The sequence below is a fragment of the Herbidospora daliensis genome (genome assembly GCF_001570585.1).
Classification (GTDB): Bacteria; Actinomycetota; Actinomycetes; order Streptosporangiales; family Streptosporangiaceae; genus Herbidospora; species Herbidospora daliensis.
This window is the reverse complement of sequence record NZ_BBXF01000010.1, coordinates 190,263-209,666: the sequence shown is the minus strand read 5'-3', so window position 1 is coordinate 209,666 and position 19,404 is coordinate 190,263. Positions and strand designations below refer to the sequence as shown.

Sequence of the window (19,404 nt, the reverse complement as noted above, 5' to 3'; positions counted from 1 at the left end):
GTGCTGGCGCCCGGCGCGCTGCTGGCCGTCGTTCTCGCGGGGCTGGCGGCGGCCTTCTCCGCGTGGCGGGCGTCGTCGCCCCGGCCGCTCCCGGCGGCCCGGCCGAGCGTGATCGCGGCCGCCGCCGCGCGGGCCGACCTGTCGCCCGCCGTCGTGACCGGGGCCCGCTTCGCGCTGGAGCGCGGGCCCGGCGTGCCGACCCGGCCCGCGCTGCTCGGCGCGGTCGTCGGGGTGCTCGGGGTGCTGGCCGCGTTCACCTTCCACGCCGGGGTCACCGACGCCGCGACCCACCCCGAGCGGTTCGGGCAGACCCACCAGGCGGAGATCTTCCTCGGCGGCGACGGCGCCTCCGCCGGCCCCTCGGCGGCGCTCACCGCGCTCGCGGCCCTGCGGTCCGACCCGAGGGTGACCGGCGTGACCGACGACCGGACCGCCGTCGCGGAGACCGGCGAGACCCGGGTCGCCCTGCACACCAGGGGCGACCTGCCGCTGGTCCTGTCGGCCGGACGGCCCCCGGCCGCCCCCGACGAGGTCGCGCTGGCCCTGAACACCGCCCGCGACCTGGGCCTGGGGGTCGGCGACCGGATCCCGCTGGCCGGGGAGCCCGGCTCGGGCACGTTCACCGTGACCGGCGTCGGCTTCACCACGATCGGCCGGCACAACTCCTACGACCGCGGCGGCACCGTCACCGCCGAGGGCTTCGCCCGCCTGTTCGGCGACGGCTTCAAGTTCCGCTCGATCCTGATCGGGCTGCGCCCCGGCGTCGACCCCGCCGGTCTGGGCGCCACGCCGGCCGGGCCGCCCCCCGAGGTGGCAGAGATCGACGAGCTGGCCGTGCTGCCGGTCGCGCTGGCCGCGTTCCTGGCGCTGCTCGCGGTCGGCGCGGCCGGGCACCTGCTGACCACCGCCGTCCGCCGCCGCACCCACGAGGTGGCGGTGCTGCGGGCCCTCGGGCTGACGCCCCGGCAGGCGCGCCGGATCGTCGTCACCCAGGCCGGGGTGCTGGCCGTCACCGGGCTGGTCTTCGGGGTGCCGCTCGGGGTCGCGCTCGGGCGGGTGTTGTGGCGGCTGGTGACCGACCAGTGGCCGATCTTCCACCAGCCGCCGGTGGCGTTCTGGGCGCTGGCGCTGGCGGTGCCCGTGGCGCTGCTGATCGCGGGCCTGCTGGCCGTGGGGCCGGGCCGGGCGCTGTCGCGGTTGCGGGTCGCCGACGTTCTGAGGGCGGAGTGATGACGGGGTTCTGGGTGCGGCTCGAACTGCGGAGCCGGGCGCGGTCGCTGACGGCGCTGGCGGTGCTGACGGCGCTGGCCGTGACGACGGTGCTGACCGCGCTGGCCGGGGCCAGGCGGGCCGATTCGGCCGTCGACCGGTTGTGGGCGGCGTCGGTGCCGGCGACGTACAACGTGCTGGCGAACATCCCCGGGCTCGACTGGGCGAAGGTGCGGGCGCTGCCGCAGGTCGAGGCGCTGGGCGCGTACCTGATCACCTCCTTCGAGGTGCAGGGGCGCGGCACGGGCTGGTTCCCGGCGGCCGACGACCAGTTCGGGCGCACGGTCGAACGGCCGGTCGTGCTGGCGGGCCGCATGTGGGACCCGGCCGCGCCCGACGAGGTGGTCGTCACGGCCGCGACCGGGCACCGGCCGGGCGACGCCCTCCGGGTGCGGCTCTTCGAGCCGGAACAGCTCCTCGCGGGGCAGCGGTCGGGGGCGAAGGGGCCGGTGGTGACCGTCCGGGTGGTGGGAGTGGTCCGGTCGGCGTGGTTCCGCGACGAGGTCGGCCGGCCGGGCTACGTGTTCCCGGGGCCCGGCTTCGTGGCGGCGCATCGGGCCGAACTCGCGCCCGGCGGCTCCTACGCCAACGCGCTGGTGCGGCTGAGGGGCGACCTGGCCGGGTTCCAGGAGGGGCTGGCCCGGATCACCGGGCGGCACGACCTCGACCTGTGGGAGATGTCCTCGCGGATCGGCGACCACGACCGCGAGGTGGCCCGGTTCGGCGCGGTCGTGCTGCTGGCGTTCGGGCTGGCCGCGCTGGCGGCGGCGCTGGTGCTGGTGGGCCAGTCGGTGAGCCGTTACGTGGCGGCGGGGGCGGCGGCGCTGCGCCCGCTGCGGGCGGCCGGGTTGTCGCCCCGGCACGCGGCGGTGACCGCCTCGCTCGCCCCGGCGCTGGCCGCCGCGGCGGGGGCGCTGGTCGGCGGCGCGGGGGCGTTCCTGGCGTCGGGGCTGATGCCGCTCGGCGCGGCCGGGTTGCGCGAACCCCATCCGGGGCTGGACTTCGACGCCCTCGTGCTGGTGCCGGGGGTGGTGCTGGTCGCGCCGGCCGTGTTCGGCTGGGGTGTGCTCACCGCGTCCCGGTCCGGGCGGACGTCGCCGCGGGCGTCGCGGATCGCCCGGCTCGGCCTGCCGGTGCCGGTCGCCGTCGGCGCCCGGTTCGCGCTGGAGCCCGGCCCCGACGGGGTGCCCGTCAGACCGGCCCTGCTGGGCGCGGTGACCGGCGTGGTCGGGGTGCTGGCCGCGTTCACGTTCGCCGCCGGGGTCGACGAGACGGCCGCGAATCCGGCGGCGTTCGGGCAGGCCTACCAGTTCGTGCTGCCGGTGGGCGCGGGCGGCGAGGACCCCGCGCCGCCCGGCGTGCTCGCGCGGGGGCTGGCCGCGCTCCGGTCCGACCCCGACGTCACCGCCGTCACCGACACCCGCCTCGGCGTGGCCGTCTCGGGCGGCACGGCGGTGCTCCCGTCAGGCCGGCGGAGTCCGGGTGGTGACGCTGGAGGGGGCCGTACCGGAGAAGACCGGGGAGGTCATGCTGGCCCCGCACAGCGCGCGCGATCTCGGGGCCGGGCCGGGCGACACGCTCGCCTTCACGGGGGCGCGTTCCGCGACGCTGCGGGTGACCGGGATCGGGTTCGTGCCGGAGGCCAGCCACAACACCTACGCGTCGGGCGGCTGGGTCACCGACGGCACCTGGGACTCCATGTTCGACACGTTCAAGACCCACAGCGTGCTGATCGCGGTCCGGCCCGGCGCCGACCCGGCCGCGCTGCGGGGCCGGGTCGCGGCGGCGTACGGGGACCGCCGAGCGCTGATCGAACCGGTCGAGCCGCCGTTCCGGCTGAGCGAGCTGCGCCAGCACCGGGCGCTGCCGATCGCGCTGGCCGCGTTCCTCGCGCTCCTGGGCGTCGGCGCGGTGGGGCACGCGCTGGCCACGGCCGTGCGGCGGCGGGCCTGCGACCTCGCGGTGCTGCGTGCCCTCGGGCTGACCCGGCGGCAGGCCCGGCTGGTCGTCGTCACCCAGGCCAGCGTGCTGGCCGTGGCCGGGCTCGCGTTCGGGGTGCCGCTCGGGCTGGCGGCCGGGCGGGCGGTCTGGCGGGTCACCGCCGACGCGACCCCGCTGCTGTACGTCCCCCCGCTGGCCGTCGGGGCCCTGCTGCTGGTCGGGCCGCTGGCCCTGCTGATCGCCAATCTGCTGGCCGCGTGGCCGGGGCGGACCGCCGCCCGGCTGCCGGCCGGGCTTCTCCTGCGAGCGGAGTGATCGACATGAACCGCGTCCTCACCGCGACGATCGGGGGCGTCGCCGCGCTGGTGACGCTCGGCGCCGGGTTCAACGACGCCGCCGACACCGCCAGCGCCGTGGTGGCCGCCGGGTGGGTGATCGCCGCCGCCGGGTGCCTGGCCTCCGGGCGGCCCGCCGTCGCCCGGTGGGCGGGCCTGGTCGCGGTGCTCCAGGGGGCGGCGGCGATCTGGCCGCAGGCGGTGCCGCTGGCCATCGCCGGGTGGCTCGGGTTCGCCCTCGCGCTGCCCGACGGCGACCTGAGAACGCTCCCCAGACGGATCGTCACGGGCCTGGGCGCGCTCGGCGGGCTGGCGCTGACGCTGCTGGTCGAGGTCTCCCCCGGCGGCTACGCCACCGCCGCCGTCGTCGCCGCCGGCACCGGCACCATCGCGATCGTGGCCCGCTGCGGCCCGGCCTCGCCCCGGCAGCGGGCGGCGCTCCAGTGGACCGGCGCGGCGCTGCTGGTCGCCGCCGCCGCGGGCGCCGTGATCATCGGGCTCTACCTGCTGCTGGGCGTGCCGGAGACGCCGATGGCGTGGCTCGTCGGGGCGCTGGTGATCGTGCCGGTGGGCGCCCTGTTCGGGCACCTGCCGCCGACCGCGCACGTCGGTGAGAAGGCGCTGCTGGAGGCGGTGGTGGTCGCCGGGTTCGCGGTGCTGATCGCCGGCGTCTACCTGGTGGTGGTGCTGGGCCTGGGCCGCCTCCCGGCCGAGGACGAGCGCGACCTGCTGGTGTCGTCGATGGCGGCGGCGCTGGTGGTGGCGATCCTGTCCATCCCGGTGCGCAACCGCCTCCTGCACACCGCCCGCGCGATCACCGGCCGGGGCGGGGTGCCGCCGGAGGAGATCCTGGCCACCTTCGGCGCCCGCATGAGCCGCGCGGTCCCCTTCGACGAGTTGCTGCTCCAGCTGGCCGAGTCGCTGAAGGCGGCGATGGCCCCGGCGGGCGCGGAGATCTGGGTGGGCTCCGACGGCGTGCTCCAGCGCACGGTCAGCGTGCCCGACCTGCCGCCCGAGCGCATCACCCTGAACGACCGCGAGCGCGTCATCGTCGGCCGCACCCGGATCGGCGGCCCGTCGTGGCTGGCCATCTGGCTGCCGGGCATGCTGCCGGAGAGCGGCGGCCTGGTGCGCGTCGCGCCCGCCGCCCATTTGGGCGAGCTCCTCGGCATGATCGTGGTACGCCGCCCGCCCGACGCCCCGCCGTTCTCCGAGAACGACGACCTGGTGCTCGTGCAGCTGGCCCGCCAGGTGGGCCTGGCCCTGCACAACATGCGGCTCGACTCGGCGCTGCAGGCCAGCCTCGACGAGCTGCGCCGCCGCAACGAGGAGCTCCAGGCGTCCCGGCTGCGTATCGTGACCTCGGCCGACGCCGCCCGCCGCGCCATCGAACGCGACCTGCACGACGGCGCGCAGCAGCACCTGGTCGCCCTGTCGGTCAAGCTCAGCCTGGCCGGGGAGATCATCGCCGAGGAGCCCGACGTCGCCCGCGCGATGATGTCGGAGCTGCGCGACGACGTCCAGGGCACCATCGCGGCCGTGCGGGAGCTGGCCCACGGCGTCTATCCGCCGCTGCTGCGCAACCACGGCCTCGACCAGGCGATGCGGTCGGCGGCGCGGCGGTCGGCGCTGCCGTGCGCGGTCGGCGTCGACCTGCCCCGGCGGTTCTCCGAGGAGACCGAGGCGGCCGTCTACTTCTGCTGCCTGGAGGCGATCCAGAACGCGGGCAAGCACGCCGGGGCCGACGCCGCCATCGAGGTGGAGATCACCGCCGACGACAAGGTGCTGCGGTTCACCGTGACCGACGACGGGGCCGGGTTCGAATCCGCTGGTGAGGGGCACGGCTTCGTCAACATGCGCGACCGGCTCGGCGCGATCGGCGGCACTCTGACCGTCGATTCGGCGCTCGGCGCCGGCACCACGATCCGCGGGGAGATCCCACATGCCTGAGTTCGATGCCGTCGTCGTCGGGTCGGGCCCGAACGGCCTGACCGGCGCGCTGGAGCTGGCCGAGTCGGGCCGCCGGGTGCTGCTGCTGGAGGCGGCCGGCACCTTCGGCGGCGGCCTGCGCAGCAGTTCCGAACTCACCCTGCCGGGCTTCGTCCACGACCTCTGCGCGACCGTGATCGCGACCGCGCTGGCCTCCCCCGCGCTCCGCGACCGGCTGCCGGCCCTGGGGGTGGAACCCGTCCACCCGGAGATCCCGGCCGCCCACCCGCTCGACGACGGCCCGGCCGTGTTGTTCCACCGCTCGGCCGAACGCACGGCGACCGGGCTCGGCCGCGACGGCGCGGCCTACCTCGCCACCGTCGGCGCCGCCGCGCGGGCGGGCCTCCCTCTGGTCGACACCCTGCTCGCGCCGCTGGGCGTGCCGAAGGCGCCGCTGGCGCTGGTCCGGTACGGCCTCACCGGCGCGCTGCCCGCCACGACCGCGGCGCGCCTGCTCTTCCGCGACCCGCGCGCCCGCGCGGCGCTGGCCGGGATGGCCGCCCACTCGATGCTCGACCTGGGCAGCCCCATCTCCGCCGGTTACGGCGTGCTGCTGGCGGCGACGACCCACCTGGTCGGCTGGCCGGTGGTGCGGGGCGGCTCGCAGGTCATGGCCGACGCGATGGTGGCCCGGCTGCGGGAGCTCGGCGGCGAGGCCGTCACCGGCCACCGGGTGACCGCGCTGAAGGAGCTGCCCGACGCCGAGACGGTCCTGCTCGACGTCGCCCCGCGCCGGTTCGCCGAGATGGCCGACCTGCCCGAGCCCTACGCCCGCAGGATGCGGCGCTTCCGCCACGGTCCGGGCGTGTTCAAGGTCGACTGGGCGCTCGGCGGCCCGGTCCCCTGGCGCGACCCGGCGGTGGCGGCGGCCGGGACCGTCCATCTCGGCGGCACCCTGGAGGAAATCGCCGCGAGCGAGCGGGCGGCGGTGCGCGGGCGGGTCTGCGAGCGCCCCTACGTCCTGCTGGTGCAGCCTCCCGACCCCTCTCGGGCCCCCGAGGGCAAACGCACCCTGTGGGCCTACTGCCACGTCCCGCACGGCTACGACGGCGACATGACCGGCGCGATCGAGGCCCAGATCGAACGGTTCGCCCCCGGCTTCCGCGACGTCGTCCTGGCCCGCCACGTCATGGGCCCGCGCGCCCTGGAAGATCACAACGCCAACTACGTCGGCGGCGACATCGGCGGCGGCGCGGCCGACCTGCGCCAGTTCGTCGCCCGGCCGGTTCTGTCGCGACAGCCGTGGCGCACCCCTCTTGAGGGCGTCTACCTGTGCTCGTCGTCGACGCCGCCGGGGGCGGGCGTCCACGGCATGGGCGGGCTGCTGGCCGCCAGGTGCGCCCTCAGCCGGGCGGGGGTCAGGTCTTCTTTGCGGATGTAGCCGGCCGCGCCGCAGGTGTAGGCGTCGGGCGGCAGGTCTTCGGCCGCATAGGTGGACACCAGCACCACCGTGACGCCGGGTTGGGCGGCCAGGATGCGCCGGGTGGCCTCGATGCCGCTGATGCCGGGCAGGTTGATGTCCATCACGATCACCTGGGGGCGGACGCGGGCGGCCGCCGCGACGGCGGCCTCCCCCGACTCGGCCTCGCCGGCCACGCGCCAGCCCGCGACCAGGGCGACGAGCCGCCGCGCGACGGCCCGGAACGGCGCCTGGTCGTCGACGATCAGAACTTCGACGGACCCCATGGCAACCCATGGTGGCGTATGGGGCGCCCGTCGCTAAGGGTGTTACCCCTCCTGTTCCGACAGGTAGAGCAGCACGGCCAGCACCCGGCGGTTCACCTCGGGGGCGGCCTCCAGCCCGAGCTTGGCGAAGACCACGCTGATGTGCTTCTCCACCGATTTCTCGCTCAGGTAGAGGGTCTCGCCGACGGCCGCGTTGCTCTTGCCCTGGGCGATCTGGGCCAGCACGTCGCGCTCACGGGGAGTGAGCCCGGCGAGCGGCGAGGCCCGCCGCCGCAGCGAGTCGGCCAGGATGCCCTCGACGACGACCGGGTCGATGACCGACCCGCCGCGCGCCACCGCGCGCACCGCCTCGACGAGCTGGCCGGGCTCGCCCACCCGCTCCTTGAGCAGGTAGGCCCGCCCGGCGCTGCCGCCCGCCAGCAGCATGGTGGCGTAGGACGGCTCGGCGTACTGCGACAGCACCACGACGCCCGTGCCGGGCGATCCGGCGCGCAGTTTCGTGGCGGCCTGGATGCCCTCGTCGGTCGACGTCGGCGGCATGCGGACGTCGGTCACCACGACGTCGGGCCGGTGCTCCTCGACGGCGGCCAGCAGCCCGCCGAGGTCGGCGCACGCGGCCACGACGGTCAGGCCGGGATCGCGGGAGAGCACACGCTCGACGCCCTCCCGCATCAGGAGGTTGTCTTCGGCGATCACGACCCGTAACGGCACGGGGACCAGGTTATCCCTCGGCGAGCGCCCTGACGAAGGCGTCCACATCCTCCTCGGTGGTGTCGAACGAGCACATCCACCGCACCTCGCCCGTCTCCTGGTTCCAGGTGTAGAACGGGAACTCCTTGCGGACCCGGTCGGCGACCTCGCCGGGCAGGGTGGCGAAGACCGCGTTGGCCTGGGGCCGCCGCGTCAGCGTGACGTGGGGGATGTCTGCGGCCCGCTCGGCCAGCCGGGCCGCCATGGCGTTGGCGTTGCGGGCGTTGCGCGACCACAGGTCGCCCGAGAGCAGCGCCTCGAACTGCGCCGACACGAACCGCATCTTGGAGGCGAGCTGCATGCTCGTCTTCCTGAGGTAGGGCAGCCCGTGCACCGCGTCGGGGTTCAGCACGACCACGGCCTCGCCCAGCATGAGCCCGAGCTTGGTGCCGCCGAACGACACCACGTCGACCCCCACGTCGGTGGTGAGCGCCCGCAGCGGCAGGTCGAGCGCGGCGGCGGCGTTGCACAACCGCGCCCCGTCGACGTGCACGAGCATGCCGCGCGCGTGGGCGTGCCCGGTGATCGCGGCGATCTCGCCGGGTGTGTAGACGGTGCCGAGCTCGGTCGCGTTGGTGATCGTGACAACCCGGGGCTGGGCCCGGTGGACGTCGCCGAACCCCCACGCCTGGGTGTCGATCAGGTCGGGCGTGAGCTTCCCGTCGGGCGTGCGCACGGTGTGCAGCTTGAGCGACCCCGTGACCTCGGGGGCGCCGCCCTCGTCGACGTGGACGTGGGCGGTGTCGGCGCAGACGACCGACTCCCACGGCCGGCACATCGCCCGCAGCGAGACCACGTTGGCCCCGGTGCCGTTGAACACCGGGTAGGCCTCGGCCCGCTCGCCGAAGTGACGCCGGAACACGTTGCGCAGCGCGGAGGTGTAGACGTCGTCGCCGTAGGCGACCAGGTGGCCGCCGTTGGCGAGGGCGACCGCCTCCAGGATCTCCGGGTGGACGCCCGCGTAGTTGTCGCTGGCGAACCCCCTGCGCGCCGGGTCGTGCCGCCGCACCGCGTCAGTCGCCATGGGCCGTCAGGTCCAATCTGAGGCCGTTGGCCTCGGTCACGGGCCGGTCCCACAGACCGGCCAGGGCGCCGGCGAGGTCGGCGACGTCGGTGAAGTTGCGGAACGGCTTCTCGGGCGCGGCCTGCCGCATGGCGTCGTGGACCAGCGCCATCACGACCACGATCGAGGCGGCGGCCGAGCTGCTCCTGAGGGCGTCGGCGAAGGCCAGCGTCCACGCCTCGGAGGCGGCCTTGGCGGCGGCGTAGCAGGCGTTGCCCTGGGTCGGGGCCTCGGCGGCCTTGGCCGACACGATCGCGAACCGGCCGTCGGCGCTCGCCTTGAGCAGCGGCTCGAAGGCGAGCGTGACGTGCTGGAGGGTGCGGACCAGCAGGTCGTTGAGGTCGGCCCAGTCGGACAGGCGGGTCTCGGCGAACGTCTTGGCCCCGCGCCAGCCGCCGACCAGGTGGAAGATCCCGTCGACCCGGCCGTGCTCGGCCCGGATGCGGGCCTCCAGGTCGCGGACCTGGGCGGGGTCGAGGAGGTCGACCTTCAGGCAGCCGTCGGCGCCCGAACGGTCGACCCCGATGACGGTGTCGCCCAGCTCGGTGAACTTCGTCACCACGGCCCGCCCGGCGGGACCGCCCGCGCCCAGGACCAGAATCACGCGGCTCATCGTCAGCGCACGCCCTTCGTCGATTCGATCACGTCGGCGAGCTTACGGCGCAGCGCCTCGTAGAACATGCTCAGGGGGAACTCGTCCGGCAGCACGGCGTCGACCATGGCCTTCTGCTCCTCCGGCAGGTCCCGCACGGCCCACTTCGAGGCCGGGTGGGGCGCGACGTAGGCGGCGACGAGGTCGTGGGCGGCCATCCAGTGGGCCAGCTTCGAGCGGTCGATGCCGTCGCGGTAGAGCTTCTCCACCTCGGCCCGCAGGTCGGCGACGCCGCCGGCCACCCGGTCCCAGGCGATCGTCAGGCGGTTGTCGGTCCACCGGACGATGTCGTTGCGGTGCAGGAAGGCGAACAGCAGCTGGCCGCCGAGCCCGTCGTAGTTGCGCACCCGCGCGCCGGTGATCGGGAACCGGAACAGCCGGTCGAACAGGATCGCCAGCTGCACGTAGCGGGCGTGCGGGACGCCGTCGGCCTCCAGCTTCACGGCCTCGCCGAACGCGGTCAGGTCGCAGCGCAGCTCCTCCAGGGAGTACAGCCAGTAGGGCATCCGCTGCTTGATCATGAACGGGTCGAACGGCAGGTCGCCGTGGGAGTGGGTGCGGTCGTGCACCAGGTCCCACATCGTGAAGGTCTCCTGGGCGAGCTCCTGCGAGGCGACCAGGCGGGCGGCGTCGGGCGGCAGGTCGAGCTTGAGCGTCGCGGCGGCGGCCTCGGTCACCATGCGGAACCGGGCGGCCTCGCGGTCGCAGAAGATGCCGCCCCAGGTGAAGCGCGGCGGGGTCTCCCTGACGACCACGGTCTCCGGGAACAGGACGGCGGAGTCGGTGTCGTACCCGGAGGTGAAGTCGACGAAGGCGATCGGCACGAACATCGGGTTGTCGTAGCCCCCGGCCTCCAGGTCGGCCAGCCACTGCGGCCAGACGGTCTTCACCCAGACCGCCTCCAGGTTGCGGTTGGGGTTGCCGTTCTGGGTGTACATCGGGAACACCACAAGGTGCTCCAGCCCGTCGACGCGCTGCTCGTCGGGGTGAAAGGCGTTCAGCGAGTCGAGGAAGTCGGGTTTCCCGCCGGTCTCGGCCCATTTCGCCAGGTCCTTCTGGACCTCGAACAGGTAGACCTCGTCATGGGGGAACCGGGGGGCCAGTTCGGCGACCTCGGCGGCGACCCGGGTGATCAGCGCGGTGTCGCCGGTGAAGGTGCCGTCCTTCTCCGTGTACGGCCGCAGCGCCTCGACGGCCTCCCTGAGCGCGCCGAACTCGGGCCGGCCCCCGGCGGCGCTGGTGCCGCGCTCGGGCGAGCGGGCCGCCCAGGTCACCAGGTTGCCCCACAGGCGCGCGTGGTCGAGGTCGCCGATCGAGTCGTCGCCGAACAGGTCGGAGTCGGCGACCACGACGACCCGGCCCGCCTTGTAGGTCAGCGCGACCGCGAGCGGCGCGTTCGCGGGGGTGGCGCTCCCGGAGGTCCTGAACAGGGGGGTGGCGTCGGGGGCGTCCAGCACGCCGGCCCGGTAGAAGCAGGCGCGCCGCACCCCGGCCAGCACGTCGGCCCCGTCGATCGAGGCGGTCACCGGCTCGCCGAGCACCCAGGAGGCCACGTTGTTGAACCGGTTCGCCGGGTCCTGGACGGTCGTGTGCACGACCCTCACGCCGAAGCGGGACAGCAGGTCACCCAGATTGGTGCCGTACTTCTCCTGCTCCTCCTCCGCGAGGACGACGAGCCCTCCCCCGGCCGCCACGAACGCCTCGACGGCGTCGAGCTCCTCGGGCGTGAACTCGGGGCTGCCCAGCCCGGTGGTGCGTTCCCAGCGCTGCGCCGACGGATGGGCGATGACCAGCACGTCGTGGCCGTCGGGGACGAGCGTCCCGTCCGTGTGGGCGGAAACCTGGTGCCCCAACCGGCGGAGAAGATCGGCCGCACGGGCGTAGGAGTTGTCGTCGGGGTGGCCGGGGTTCATCGCCTGGGCGACGTCGCGCCGGATCGTCCAGGCCTCGCTGTGGCCCTCGTCGAACAGCACCTTAGGGAACGCAGTCATGAAAGTTCTCCTGCTATCGATACCTCTTGACGAAAAATATATGCCAATGTCCGGATGTAACCGCAAGTCACTCTCCGGAGTGACCTCGAATCACCCGTCTGACGGACGTCCTCACCGAGCCCGGATCCGTAGCGTCCGCCCCGTTGAGTGAGATACCCGAGGGGGATTCGAGAGATGTTCAAGAGCACAACCGGCTTCCGGCGCTGGGTCACCGGCCTGCTGCTGATCGTTTCGCCGGTGCTGCAGTTCGTCGCGGTGGTCGTCGACCCCGGCACGTGGGGCGACATCCGCGAGTCGGTCAGCTACCAGGACAACCCGGCCCTGGCCCAGCTCCAGTCGGCGCTGTACCACTGGTCGTGGATGCTGCTCCCGGTCGCCCTGATCGGCGTCCTGCACTTCGCCCGCAAGCGCGGCGCGGTGCTGGCCCACATCGGCGGCTCGATGGCCGTGATCGGCTTCCTGTCGTTGTCGTGCCTGCTGCTGGTCGACCCGGTCGAGTGGTACCTGGGGCGGCACAACACCCCCGAGCAGGCCGCCGTGATCTTCGACGAGATCTTCAACCTGCCCGGCGTGGTCTTCGGCTTCCAGATGCCGTGGTTGTTCTTCGGCCCGATCGGGGCCGGCCTGGTCGCCATCGCCCTGTGGCGGGCGAAGTTCGCCCCGCTGTGGACGACGATCCTGATCCTGCTCGGCTGGTGGGTCGGCTTCGTCCTGGAGTACGGCCCGATCACCCTGCTCACCTGGGGCGTCCCGGTGATCGCCTTCGGCTACTGGGGCGTGAAGGTGCTGCGCATGTCGGAGGCGGAGTGGATCTCCTACTACCCGACGGCCCCGGGCGTCACCACGCCCGACTCGTACGCGAACACGACCGCCTGAGCGCGGTCGCGCAGGTTCAGCTTCATCAGCACCCGCGCCACATGGGTCTTGACCGTGGCCTCACCGACGAAGAGCGCAGTGGCGATCTCGGCGTTGGTGAGGCCCTTGGCGAGCATGCGGAGCACCTCCAGCTCGCGCGGCGTCAGCTCGGCGAGCTGCGGCGGCCGGACCGGCTCGTGGCGGCCGGCGAAGGAGGCGATCACCCGCGTGGTGACCGCCGGGTCGAGCAGCCCGTCGCCCGCCGCGACCACCCGCACGGCCTCCACGAGCTGCTCGGGCGGCGACACCTTGAGCAGGAAGCCGCTGGTCCCGGCCCGGAGGGCGGCGTAGAGGTTCTCGTCGGTGTCGAAGGTGGTCAGCATGATGACCTTGGGCGGGCTGGGGGCGTCGAGCAGCTGCCGGGCGGCGGTCAGGCCGTCCATGCGCGGCATCGAGATGTCCATCAGGACGACGTCCGGCCGCACCCGGCGGGCCACCGCGACGGCCTCGACGCCGTCGGCGGCCTCGCCCACGACCTCCATGCCCGGTTCGCTCTCCACCACCATGCGGAGACCGGCCCGGATCATGGCCTGGTCGTCGGCCAGGACGATCCTGATGTTCTCGCTCATACCAGGACGACCCCCGGGGACGTGGGCAGCACCGCGCAGACGCGGAACCCGCCCTCTTCACGCGGCCCCGCGTCGAGGGTGCCGCCGAACAGCTCGGCCCGCTCGCGCATGCCGATGAGGCCGTTCCCGGTCGACAACCCGTCGGCCCCGGCGGCGTTCCCGTTGTCGGTCACTTCCAGGGTGACCGAGAGCGGGTGATAAGTGATCTTGATCTGTACGTCGGCCTCGCCGGCGTACTTGACGGCGTTGGTGAGCGCCTCCTGCACGATCCGGTAGGCCGACAGGTCGAGACCCGGCGCCAGCCTCACCGGCTCGCCGGCGACCGTCAGGGTGACCCGCAGAGGGGTGTTGCCGACCGTGGAGATCAGGTTCCGCACCATGTCGAGGCCGGGCTGCGGCAGCGCCTCATCTTGCGGCATGCGCAGCGCGCCCAGCATGACCCGCAGCTCGTTGACGGCGTCGCGGCCGGCCTGCTCGATCCCGGTCAGCACGGGGTTCTCGCCGCCCTGCGCGCGGCGCAGCCCGGCGGCCTGCATGACCATCATGCTGACGCTGTGGGCGACCACGTCGTGCAGCTCGCGGGCGATCCGGCTGCGCTCGGCGGCCACCGCCTCGGCGGCCCGGCGCTCCCGCTCGACCTCGGCCAGCGCGGCCTCCTTCGCGGCCCGCTGCGCCCGCACCAGCCACGCCCGCACGGTCACGCCGGTCAGATAGGCGAAGCCGAACATCACCGTCAGGTAGATCGCCTCGGGGAACGGCAGCACCCGCATGTCGACGGCGCCCACGTCGAAGATCAGGATGCCGCCGCCGGCCCAGGGGCCGCCCCGGCGGAAGCTCAGCCGGGCGCCCAGGCCGTGGAAGCCGATGAGGAGGGCGATCAGCTGGTGGACCTGGCAGGCCTCGTATCCCTGGCGGTGCCAGAGGAACTGGAGCAGCACCGTGCCGAGGAACACCAGGACCGGCGCCCCGCGCATGAAGCAGAGCAGGCCGCCGGCGATCAGGGCCTGCGGGATCCACCAGAGTTCCGGATTCTGGGCGGCGCCGTAGGAGGTCGCGGAGGTGAAGGCCTCAAGGATGCCGACGGCCGCGACGGCGGCGCCGATGAGGAGGTCGCTCCGTGAGGGCGCGGGGATGCGGAGGGCCATGGTGGCAGATTAGTGTGTCCTGGTCGCCCCGCGAAGCGACAGGTCGCCACCTTCGATCCGATTGCAAGTGAAATGCAAGCCTTGCCGTGATCCTTGGCCGGTATCAGATGAGTTTCGGTGACCGTGTGAACCCTTGCCGGGGTTTCCGGCCACTGAGACGCTGGAATTCGTCGTCATTCGGTAAGGAGGCGGACATGCCCCGCCTGGCCGTCATCGCGGGGCTCGGTGCCCTCGGTGTCCTGGGCATGCCCTTGTTGCATCCCCACCCCAGCGGATCGACCGACCGGGTCACCCCGGGGGCCGTCCGGGTGGAGTCCGAGTCCACGGTCTCCGTCACCCTCATCGACGACCGCGCCCGTCTTCAGCGTTTCGAGCGCGAATACGAGGTCGAACTGGCGACCGGCAGCGGATTCACCGTCACGCCCGACGGCGTGATCGTGACCGCGACCCAGGTCGTCCGGCCCGACAAGGACCTGCAGGTGTACGCCGCCAACCGGGTCTTCGCCGAGTACTTCAAGGTCGACATCCCGGCCGACTTCGACCGGCACACGGTCGACGACCCCGACCTGAACATCCGCCTGCAGGCCTGTTATCCGCCGCGCACCCAGAACTCGACCTGCAACGCCACGGTCGAGACGAAGGTGACCGCCTTCCCGTTCCTCGACCCGGCGCTGCCCGACGGCCTCGCCGCCGAGGTGCTGTCGGCGGGCGACGCCCCGTCGGCCCCGGCGGTGCTGAAGGTGAACGCGGGCCCGAAGAACAACCTGCCGACCGTGCCGATGGGCACCACGATCAGCGCCAAGGTCGAGTCGGTCGACGTCATGACGATGGCCGCCCGCCCGTCGGCGAAGGCGCCGCCGAAGATGGACACGGCCCACTTCGACCCGCCGGGCAGCCGCAACTTCAAAGCGGCGGAACGTGACAAAATCGACAAACTCATCGAAGCAGGCGCCGTCGGCGCCGCGGTGATCGACGACGGCAAGAGCGAGGTGGTCGGGGTGCTGTCGGGGGGCGGCAGCCTGCCCGCGACCGTGACGCCCGTCGACGAGATCCGCACCGCCCTGGTGGCGGCCGGGGTGACGCCCCGCCGGGGTCCCGTCGACGTCGTCTACGAACAGGCGCTCGCCGCCTACCACAACAAGCTCTACGGCAACGCGGCCCCGGTGCTCCAGCAGGTGCTGACCCTGCGCCAGGACCACGCCGTGGCGCTCGAGTACCTCCGCGTCTCGAAGGCCAAGGCCGGCACGGCCGAAGACGCGGCGACGAAGAAGTCCGCGCCCGTCCCCGTCCCGGCGCCCACGTCGGGGGTGGCGTCGTGGATCTGGATCACCGGGGGTGTCGTGCTCGTGGGGGCCGTCGTGGCCGGGTCGGTGCCGTTCCTGCTGCGGCGCCGGCGCAACGGGGAGGATCAGCAGGACACATCGGGGGAGAATCACGCGTTGGTCACGTCATGGCCGGCCCAGACGGAGGTCTACCGCACCCCGAACCCGGGGCAGCCGGTGGTCGACCTCTCGCCGCCCGGGGGGCGGCAGCACGTCTCCAACCCGGGCTCCAACCCGGGCGGGGCGTCCAAGAAGTTCTGCACCCAGTGCGGCATGCGGCTGGGCCACGCCCACCGGTTCTGCGGGTTCTGCGGTCATCCGTCGGACGCGCCATGAGCGCTGAACTGCCGGCGCTGGTGGGGCAGCGGATCGGCGACTACACGATCGAGGCGGTGGTCGGCCGGGGCGGTATGGCCACCGTCTACCGCGCGCGCGACCAGCGGCTCGGCCGCGCGGTCGCGCTCAAGGTGCTGGCCCCGCAGCTCGCCGAGGACAACCGGTTCCGCGACCGGTTCGTGCGCGAGTCGCGGCTGGTCGCCTCGATCGACCACCCGCACATCATCCCGATCTACGAGGCCGGCGAGCACGACGGGCTGCTGTTCATCGCGATGCGCTACGTCGACGGCGGCAGCGACCTGCGCAAGCTGGTGCAGTCGAACGGCCCGCTGCCGGTGGCGCGGGCCAACCACCTGTTCTCGCAGATCGCCTCGGCGCTCGACGAGGCCCACGCCAACGGGCTCGTGCACCGCGACGTGAAGCCGGCCAACATCCTGGTGACCGGCAACGACCACGTCTACCTGACCGACTTCGGGCTGACCAAGAGCTCCTCGGCCGACACCGGCCTGACCAGCCACGGCCACTTCATGGGCACCCCGCGCTACGTCGCGCCGGAGCAGATCCGCGGCCTGCCGGTCGACGGCCGCGCCGACGGCTACGCCTTCGCGTGCGTCGTCTACGAGGCCCTGGCCGGGCTGCCGCCGTTCCAGCGCGACACCGAGCTGGCGCTGCTCTACGCCCACGTCTCCCACGACCCGCCGCCGCTGACGCCCTACCGGCCCGACCTGCCCCACACGGTGAACCAGGTGCTGTCGCGAGCGTTGTCGAAGTCGCCGCTCGACCGCTACCCGACGTGCACGGCGTTCGTCTCGGCGCTGCGCGACGCGATCAGCGGCACCGAGGGCGACCTGCCCAGCCCGATCTCGGGCCCGCGCAACTCCTGGCCGTCGCAGCCTCCGGGCACCGCCTACCAGAACCCGGTCTCCAACCCGCCCTACACGCATCCCTCGCACCCGTCGTCGTATCCCTCGCGGGTGTCGCAGGTGTCGACGGCCCCGGCCGGGGTGCCGCAGAACAAGAGGTTCCCGCTGGTCCCGGTGGTCGGCGGGGTGCTGGCGCTGGGGCTGATCGCGGCGGGCGCGGTCTACATCGTCAGCCAGAGCGGCGGCGACGGGCAGGCGTCGTGGGACAGCTTCCCGGGCAACGTCGCGGCCCCCTACAGCTTCAGCTATCCGTCGACCTGGACCCGCAAGGACTACTCCGACCAGCACGTCACCATCGCGGCCTCGGCCGACGCGTTCGACGCGCTGTTCAGCGTGCCGGGCAACCCCGACTGGACGGCGGTCAACCCGATCATCACCGGCTCCCCCGACAAGTCGAGCGGCGTGGTCGCGCAGACCACCGACACGATCTCGACGGGCGACGCGCTGGAGTCGGTGCAGGCCGGGCTGCAGGCGACGCTGCCCGGGGTGGTGTCGATCCCGGGCGCGCCCGAGCCGACGTCGGTGGGCGGCCAGCCGGGCTTCAAGGTCAGCGGCTTCCTGAGCGACGCGACCGGCGCGGGGCGGCTCGACTTCCGCAGCTTCCTGGTGACCCGGCCCGGTCAGCCGTCGGCTTTGATGACGTTCTTCTGCCCGACGTCCAAGTGCGACGACACGACGATCACCACGATCGTCACGAGCGTGAAGTTCACCCCGTAGGGCGGCGCAGGTGCACGACCGGCCGTCCGGCCGGTCCGGCGCCGATGGTCACGCGGGCGCCGAAGTGGCGGGTGACGAGGTCCTCGGTGAGCACCTCTCCGGGGCTGCCGGCCGCCACGGCCGTGCCGCCGCTCATCAGGAGCAGGTCGTCGGCGTACTGGGCGGCCAGGGTGAGGTCGTGCAGGGTGCTGACGACGGTGAGGCCGTCGTCGCGGCGCAGCCGGTCGACCAGTTCCAGCACCTGCTGCTGGTGACCGAGGTCCAGGGCCGTCGTCGGCTCGTCGAGGAGCAGCACGGGCGCCTGCTGGGTGAGCGCGCGGGCCAGCACCACCCGCTGGCGTTCGCCGCCGCTGAGGCGTTCCAGCGGCCGGGCGGCCAGGGCCGTCAGGTCGAGGCGGTCGAGCACCGCGCGGGCGGTCTCGGTGTCGCGGGCGCTCTCGCGCCCCCAATAGGGGATGTACGGCGTCCGCCCCAGCAGGGCGTACTCGTGGACGGTCATGTCGGGCGGCAGCAGCGGGCTCTGCGGCGCGTAGGCCAGCACCCGGGCGCGGTCGCGGGGCGCGAGGTCGCGGACCGGACGCCCGCCGACGGTGATCAGCCCCGTGTGCGGCAGCAGTCCCATGACGGCCTTGAGCAGGGTCGACTTCCCGGCCCCGTTGGGCCCGATGACGGCCAGCCAGCGGCCCTCGCGGGCGGTGGCGGTGACGCCGCGCAGGACCGGCCGGCCGCCGAGGTCCACGTCCACGCCGGTGATCTCGACGGTCACGTCTCCACCTTCCGGGTGGCGCGCAGGATGGTGACGAAGAACGGCGCGCCGACGAACGCGGTGACCACCCCGATGGGCAGTTCGGCGGGGGCCAGCACGGTCCGGGCGATCAGGTCGGCCGTCACCAGGAACGCGCCGCCCGCCAGCAGCGACAGCGGCAGCACCACCCGGTAGGAGCCCCCGGCCAGCCGCCGGACCGCGTGGGGCACCACGACGCCGACGAACCCGATGAGCCCGCCCGCCGACACGGCGGCGGCGGTCGCCAGCGAGGCCGCGACGAGCACGACCAGCCGCACCCGCCCGGCCCGCACGCCGAGCGCGCTCGCCTCGTCGTCGCCGACCGACAACACGTCGAGCAGCCGCCCGTGCAGCAGCAGGATCGCGGCGGCCACCACGGCGTAGGGCGCACACATGGCGACCTGCTCCCAGCCGCCGCCGACGTCGCCGAGGATCCACGCGTAGACCCGCTGCAGCTCCTCGACCTTGAGCTGCTGGAGGAAGGTCTGGATGGCGGTCAGGAACGACGTGACCGCCACCCCGGCGAGCACCAGCGTGGCCGTGCCGCCGCCCCGGGTGGCGGTGTGCCCGAGCCCGTAGGCGAGCAGCACCCCGCCGGCCGCCCCGCAGAACGCCGCGAGCGGCACCGCCGCCCCGTCGCCCACGGCCACGATGACCAGCGTGACCGTGAGCCCGGCCCCGGCGGCGGCCCCGAGCAGGTAGGGGTCGGCGAGCGGGTTGCGGAACACGCCCTGGTACCCGGCGCCCGCGACGGCGAGCAGCCCGCCGACCATCGCGCCGAGCAGCACACGCGGCAGCCGGAGCTCGAACAGCACCCCGGTCTCCAGGGGCGTCAGCCCGGAGTGGGCCGACACGAACGGCAGCCGGTCGGCCAGCGCCAGCACGACGCCCTTGAGCGGCAACCCGGCCGCGCCGACCATGAGCCCGGCGGTCATGCAGGCGGCCAGCACCACGGCGGCCCCCGCGAACACCACGCCCTTGCGCATCAACAGGCAGCTCTGAATGCGGCCGCGGGAA

At 73.8% G+C, this 19,404-nt stretch carries 18 protein-coding genes; 7 read left to right on the top strand and 11 right to left on the bottom strand.

The genetic code is table 11. The features are described 5' to 3' along the window. Positions 1 to 1,230: ABC transporter permease (locus AW274_RS36095; RefSeq protein ID WP_198169570.1), on the top strand; the 1,230-nt coding region annotated here is incomplete at its 5' end. An 838-nt stretch (positions 1,231 to 2,068) separates the two neighbouring features. Here AW274_RS36095 and AW274_RS36090 read toward each other — a convergent pair. Together AW274_RS36090 and AW274_RS40885 are read right to left on the bottom strand one after the other, a co-directional pair. Next, positions 2,069 to 2,518 (bottom strand): hypothetical protein, encoded by a 450-nt coding sequence (locus AW274_RS36090; protein ID WP_062442840.1) that lies wholly within the window; start codon positions 2,516 to 2,518, stop codon positions 2,069 to 2,071. A 54-nt stretch (positions 2,519 to 2,572) separates the two neighbouring features. Next, the gene (locus AW274_RS40885) at positions 2,573 to 2,719 is read right to left on the bottom strand and encodes a hypothetical protein (RefSeq protein WP_157520918.1); all 147 of its coding nucleotides are present in this window, start codon (positions 2,717 to 2,719) and stop codon (positions 2,573 to 2,575) included. 32 nt (positions 2,720 to 2,751) lie between these two features. On the opposite strand from AW274_RS40885, the gene AW274_RS36085 reads away from it, so the two are divergent. Genes AW274_RS36085 through AW274_RS36075 form a run of 3 tightly spaced genes read left to right on the top strand, consistent with a single transcriptional unit; the run spans position 2,752 to position 6,915 of the window. Then, the gene (locus tag AW274_RS36085) at positions 2,752 to 3,525 is read left to right on the top strand and encodes an FtsX-like permease family protein (RefSeq protein WP_062442838.1); all 774 of its coding nucleotides are present in this window, start codon (positions 2,752 to 2,754) and stop codon (positions 3,523 to 3,525) included. A gap of 5 nt (positions 3,526 to 3,530) precedes the next feature. Then, positions 3,531 to 5,495: a sensor histidine kinase gene (locus tag AW274_RS36080; protein WP_157520917.1), complete on the top strand. Its 1,965-nt coding sequence runs from the start codon at positions 3,531 to 3,533 to the stop codon at positions 5,493 to 5,495. Next, positions 5,488 to 6,915, top strand: a complete 1,428-nt coding sequence (locus AW274_RS36075) for a phytoene desaturase family protein (RefSeq protein WP_062442825.1) — start codon at positions 5,488 to 5,490, stop codon at positions 6,913 to 6,915. Before AW274_RS36080 ends, AW274_RS36075 begins: the two co-directional genes overlap by 8 nt. Here AW274_RS36075 and AW274_RS39835 read toward each other — a convergent pair. The 5 genes from AW274_RS39835 to AW274_RS36050 are packed head-to-tail and all read right to left on the bottom strand — an operon-like array spanning position 6,801 to position 11,676. Further along, positions 6,801 to 7,220 carry a response regulator gene (locus tag AW274_RS39835; protein WP_157520916.1) on the bottom strand — a complete coding sequence of 140 codons (420 nt, stop codon included), beginning with the start codon at positions 7,218 to 7,220 and terminating at the stop codon, positions 6,801 to 6,803. The genes AW274_RS36075 and AW274_RS39835 overlap by 115 nt on opposite strands. Positions 7,221 to 7,262: 42 nt before the next feature. Further along, a complete protein-coding gene (locus AW274_RS36065) occupies positions 7,263 to 7,931 on the bottom strand; it encodes a response regulator transcription factor (protein ID WP_062442822.1) in 669 nt (222 codons plus the stop codon). A 10-nt stretch (positions 7,932 to 7,941) separates the two neighbouring features. After that, positions 7,942 to 8,994, bottom strand: a complete 1,053-nt coding sequence (locus AW274_RS36060; RefSeq protein WP_062442819.1) for a threonine aldolase family protein — start codon at positions 8,992 to 8,994, stop codon at positions 7,942 to 7,944. Further along, positions 8,984 to 9,646: an SDR family NAD(P)-dependent oxidoreductase gene (locus tag AW274_RS36055; protein WP_062442816.1), complete on the bottom strand. Its 663-nt coding sequence runs from the start codon at positions 9,644 to 9,646 to the stop codon at positions 8,984 to 8,986. Before AW274_RS36055 ends, AW274_RS36060 begins: the two co-directional genes overlap by 11 nt. A 2-nt stretch (positions 9,647 to 9,648) precedes the next feature. Beyond that, positions 9,649 to 11,676 (bottom strand): DUF6421 family protein, encoded by a 2,028-nt coding sequence (locus AW274_RS36050; RefSeq protein WP_062442813.1) that lies wholly within the window; start codon positions 11,674 to 11,676, stop codon positions 9,649 to 9,651. 174 nt (positions 11,677 to 11,850) lie between these two features. Here AW274_RS36050 and AW274_RS36045 point away from each other — a divergent pair, with 174 nt between their 5' ends. Continuing rightward, positions 11,851 to 12,552, top strand: a complete 702-nt coding sequence (locus tag AW274_RS36045) for a hypothetical protein (RefSeq protein WP_062442811.1) — start codon at positions 11,851 to 11,853, stop codon at positions 12,550 to 12,552. Here AW274_RS36045 and AW274_RS36040 read toward each other — a convergent pair. After that, on the bottom strand, positions 12,495 to 13,160 hold the full coding sequence (locus tag AW274_RS36040; RefSeq protein ID WP_083975388.1) for a response regulator: 666 nt from the start codon (positions 13,158 to 13,160) through the stop codon (positions 12,495 to 12,497). The genes AW274_RS36045 and AW274_RS36040 overlap by 58 nt on opposite strands. Then, complete coding sequence (locus tag AW274_RS36035; RefSeq protein ID WP_062442809.1) at positions 13,157 to 14,305, bottom strand: sensor histidine kinase; 1,149 nt, start codon at positions 14,303 to 14,305, stop codon at positions 13,157 to 13,159. Before AW274_RS36035 ends, AW274_RS36040 begins: the two co-directional genes overlap by 4 nt. A 194-nt stretch (positions 14,306 to 14,499) precedes the next feature. On the opposite strand from AW274_RS36035, the gene AW274_RS36030 reads away from it, so the two are divergent. Together AW274_RS36030 and AW274_RS41625 are read left to right on the top strand one after the other, a co-directional pair. Further along, the gene (locus AW274_RS36030) at positions 14,500 to 15,963 is read left to right on the top strand and encodes a S1C family serine protease (RefSeq protein ID WP_062442806.1); all 1,464 of its coding nucleotides are present in this window, start codon (positions 14,500 to 14,502) and stop codon (positions 15,961 to 15,963) included. Continuing rightward, complete coding sequence (locus AW274_RS41625; protein WP_063813871.1) at positions 15,960 to 17,603, top strand: serine/threonine-protein kinase; 1,644 nt, start codon at positions 15,960 to 15,962, stop codon at positions 17,601 to 17,603. Before AW274_RS36030 ends, AW274_RS41625 begins: the two co-directional genes overlap by 4 nt. Here AW274_RS41625 and AW274_RS36020 read toward each other — a convergent pair. Both AW274_RS36020 and AW274_RS36015 read right to left on the bottom strand, forming a co-directional pair. Beyond that, entirely contained in the window at positions 17,593 to 18,369 is a 777-nt protein-coding gene (locus AW274_RS36020) for an ABC transporter ATP-binding protein (protein WP_062442803.1), read from the bottom strand. The two genes, AW274_RS41625 and AW274_RS36020, sit on opposite strands and share 11 nt — an antisense overlap. After that, complete coding sequence (locus AW274_RS36015) at positions 18,366 to 19,373, bottom strand: FecCD family ABC transporter permease (protein WP_062442800.1); 1,008 nt, start codon at positions 19,371 to 19,373, stop codon at positions 18,366 to 18,368. Before AW274_RS36015 ends, AW274_RS36020 begins: the two co-directional genes overlap by 4 nt. Positions 19,374 to 19,404: the final 31 nt, after the last annotated feature.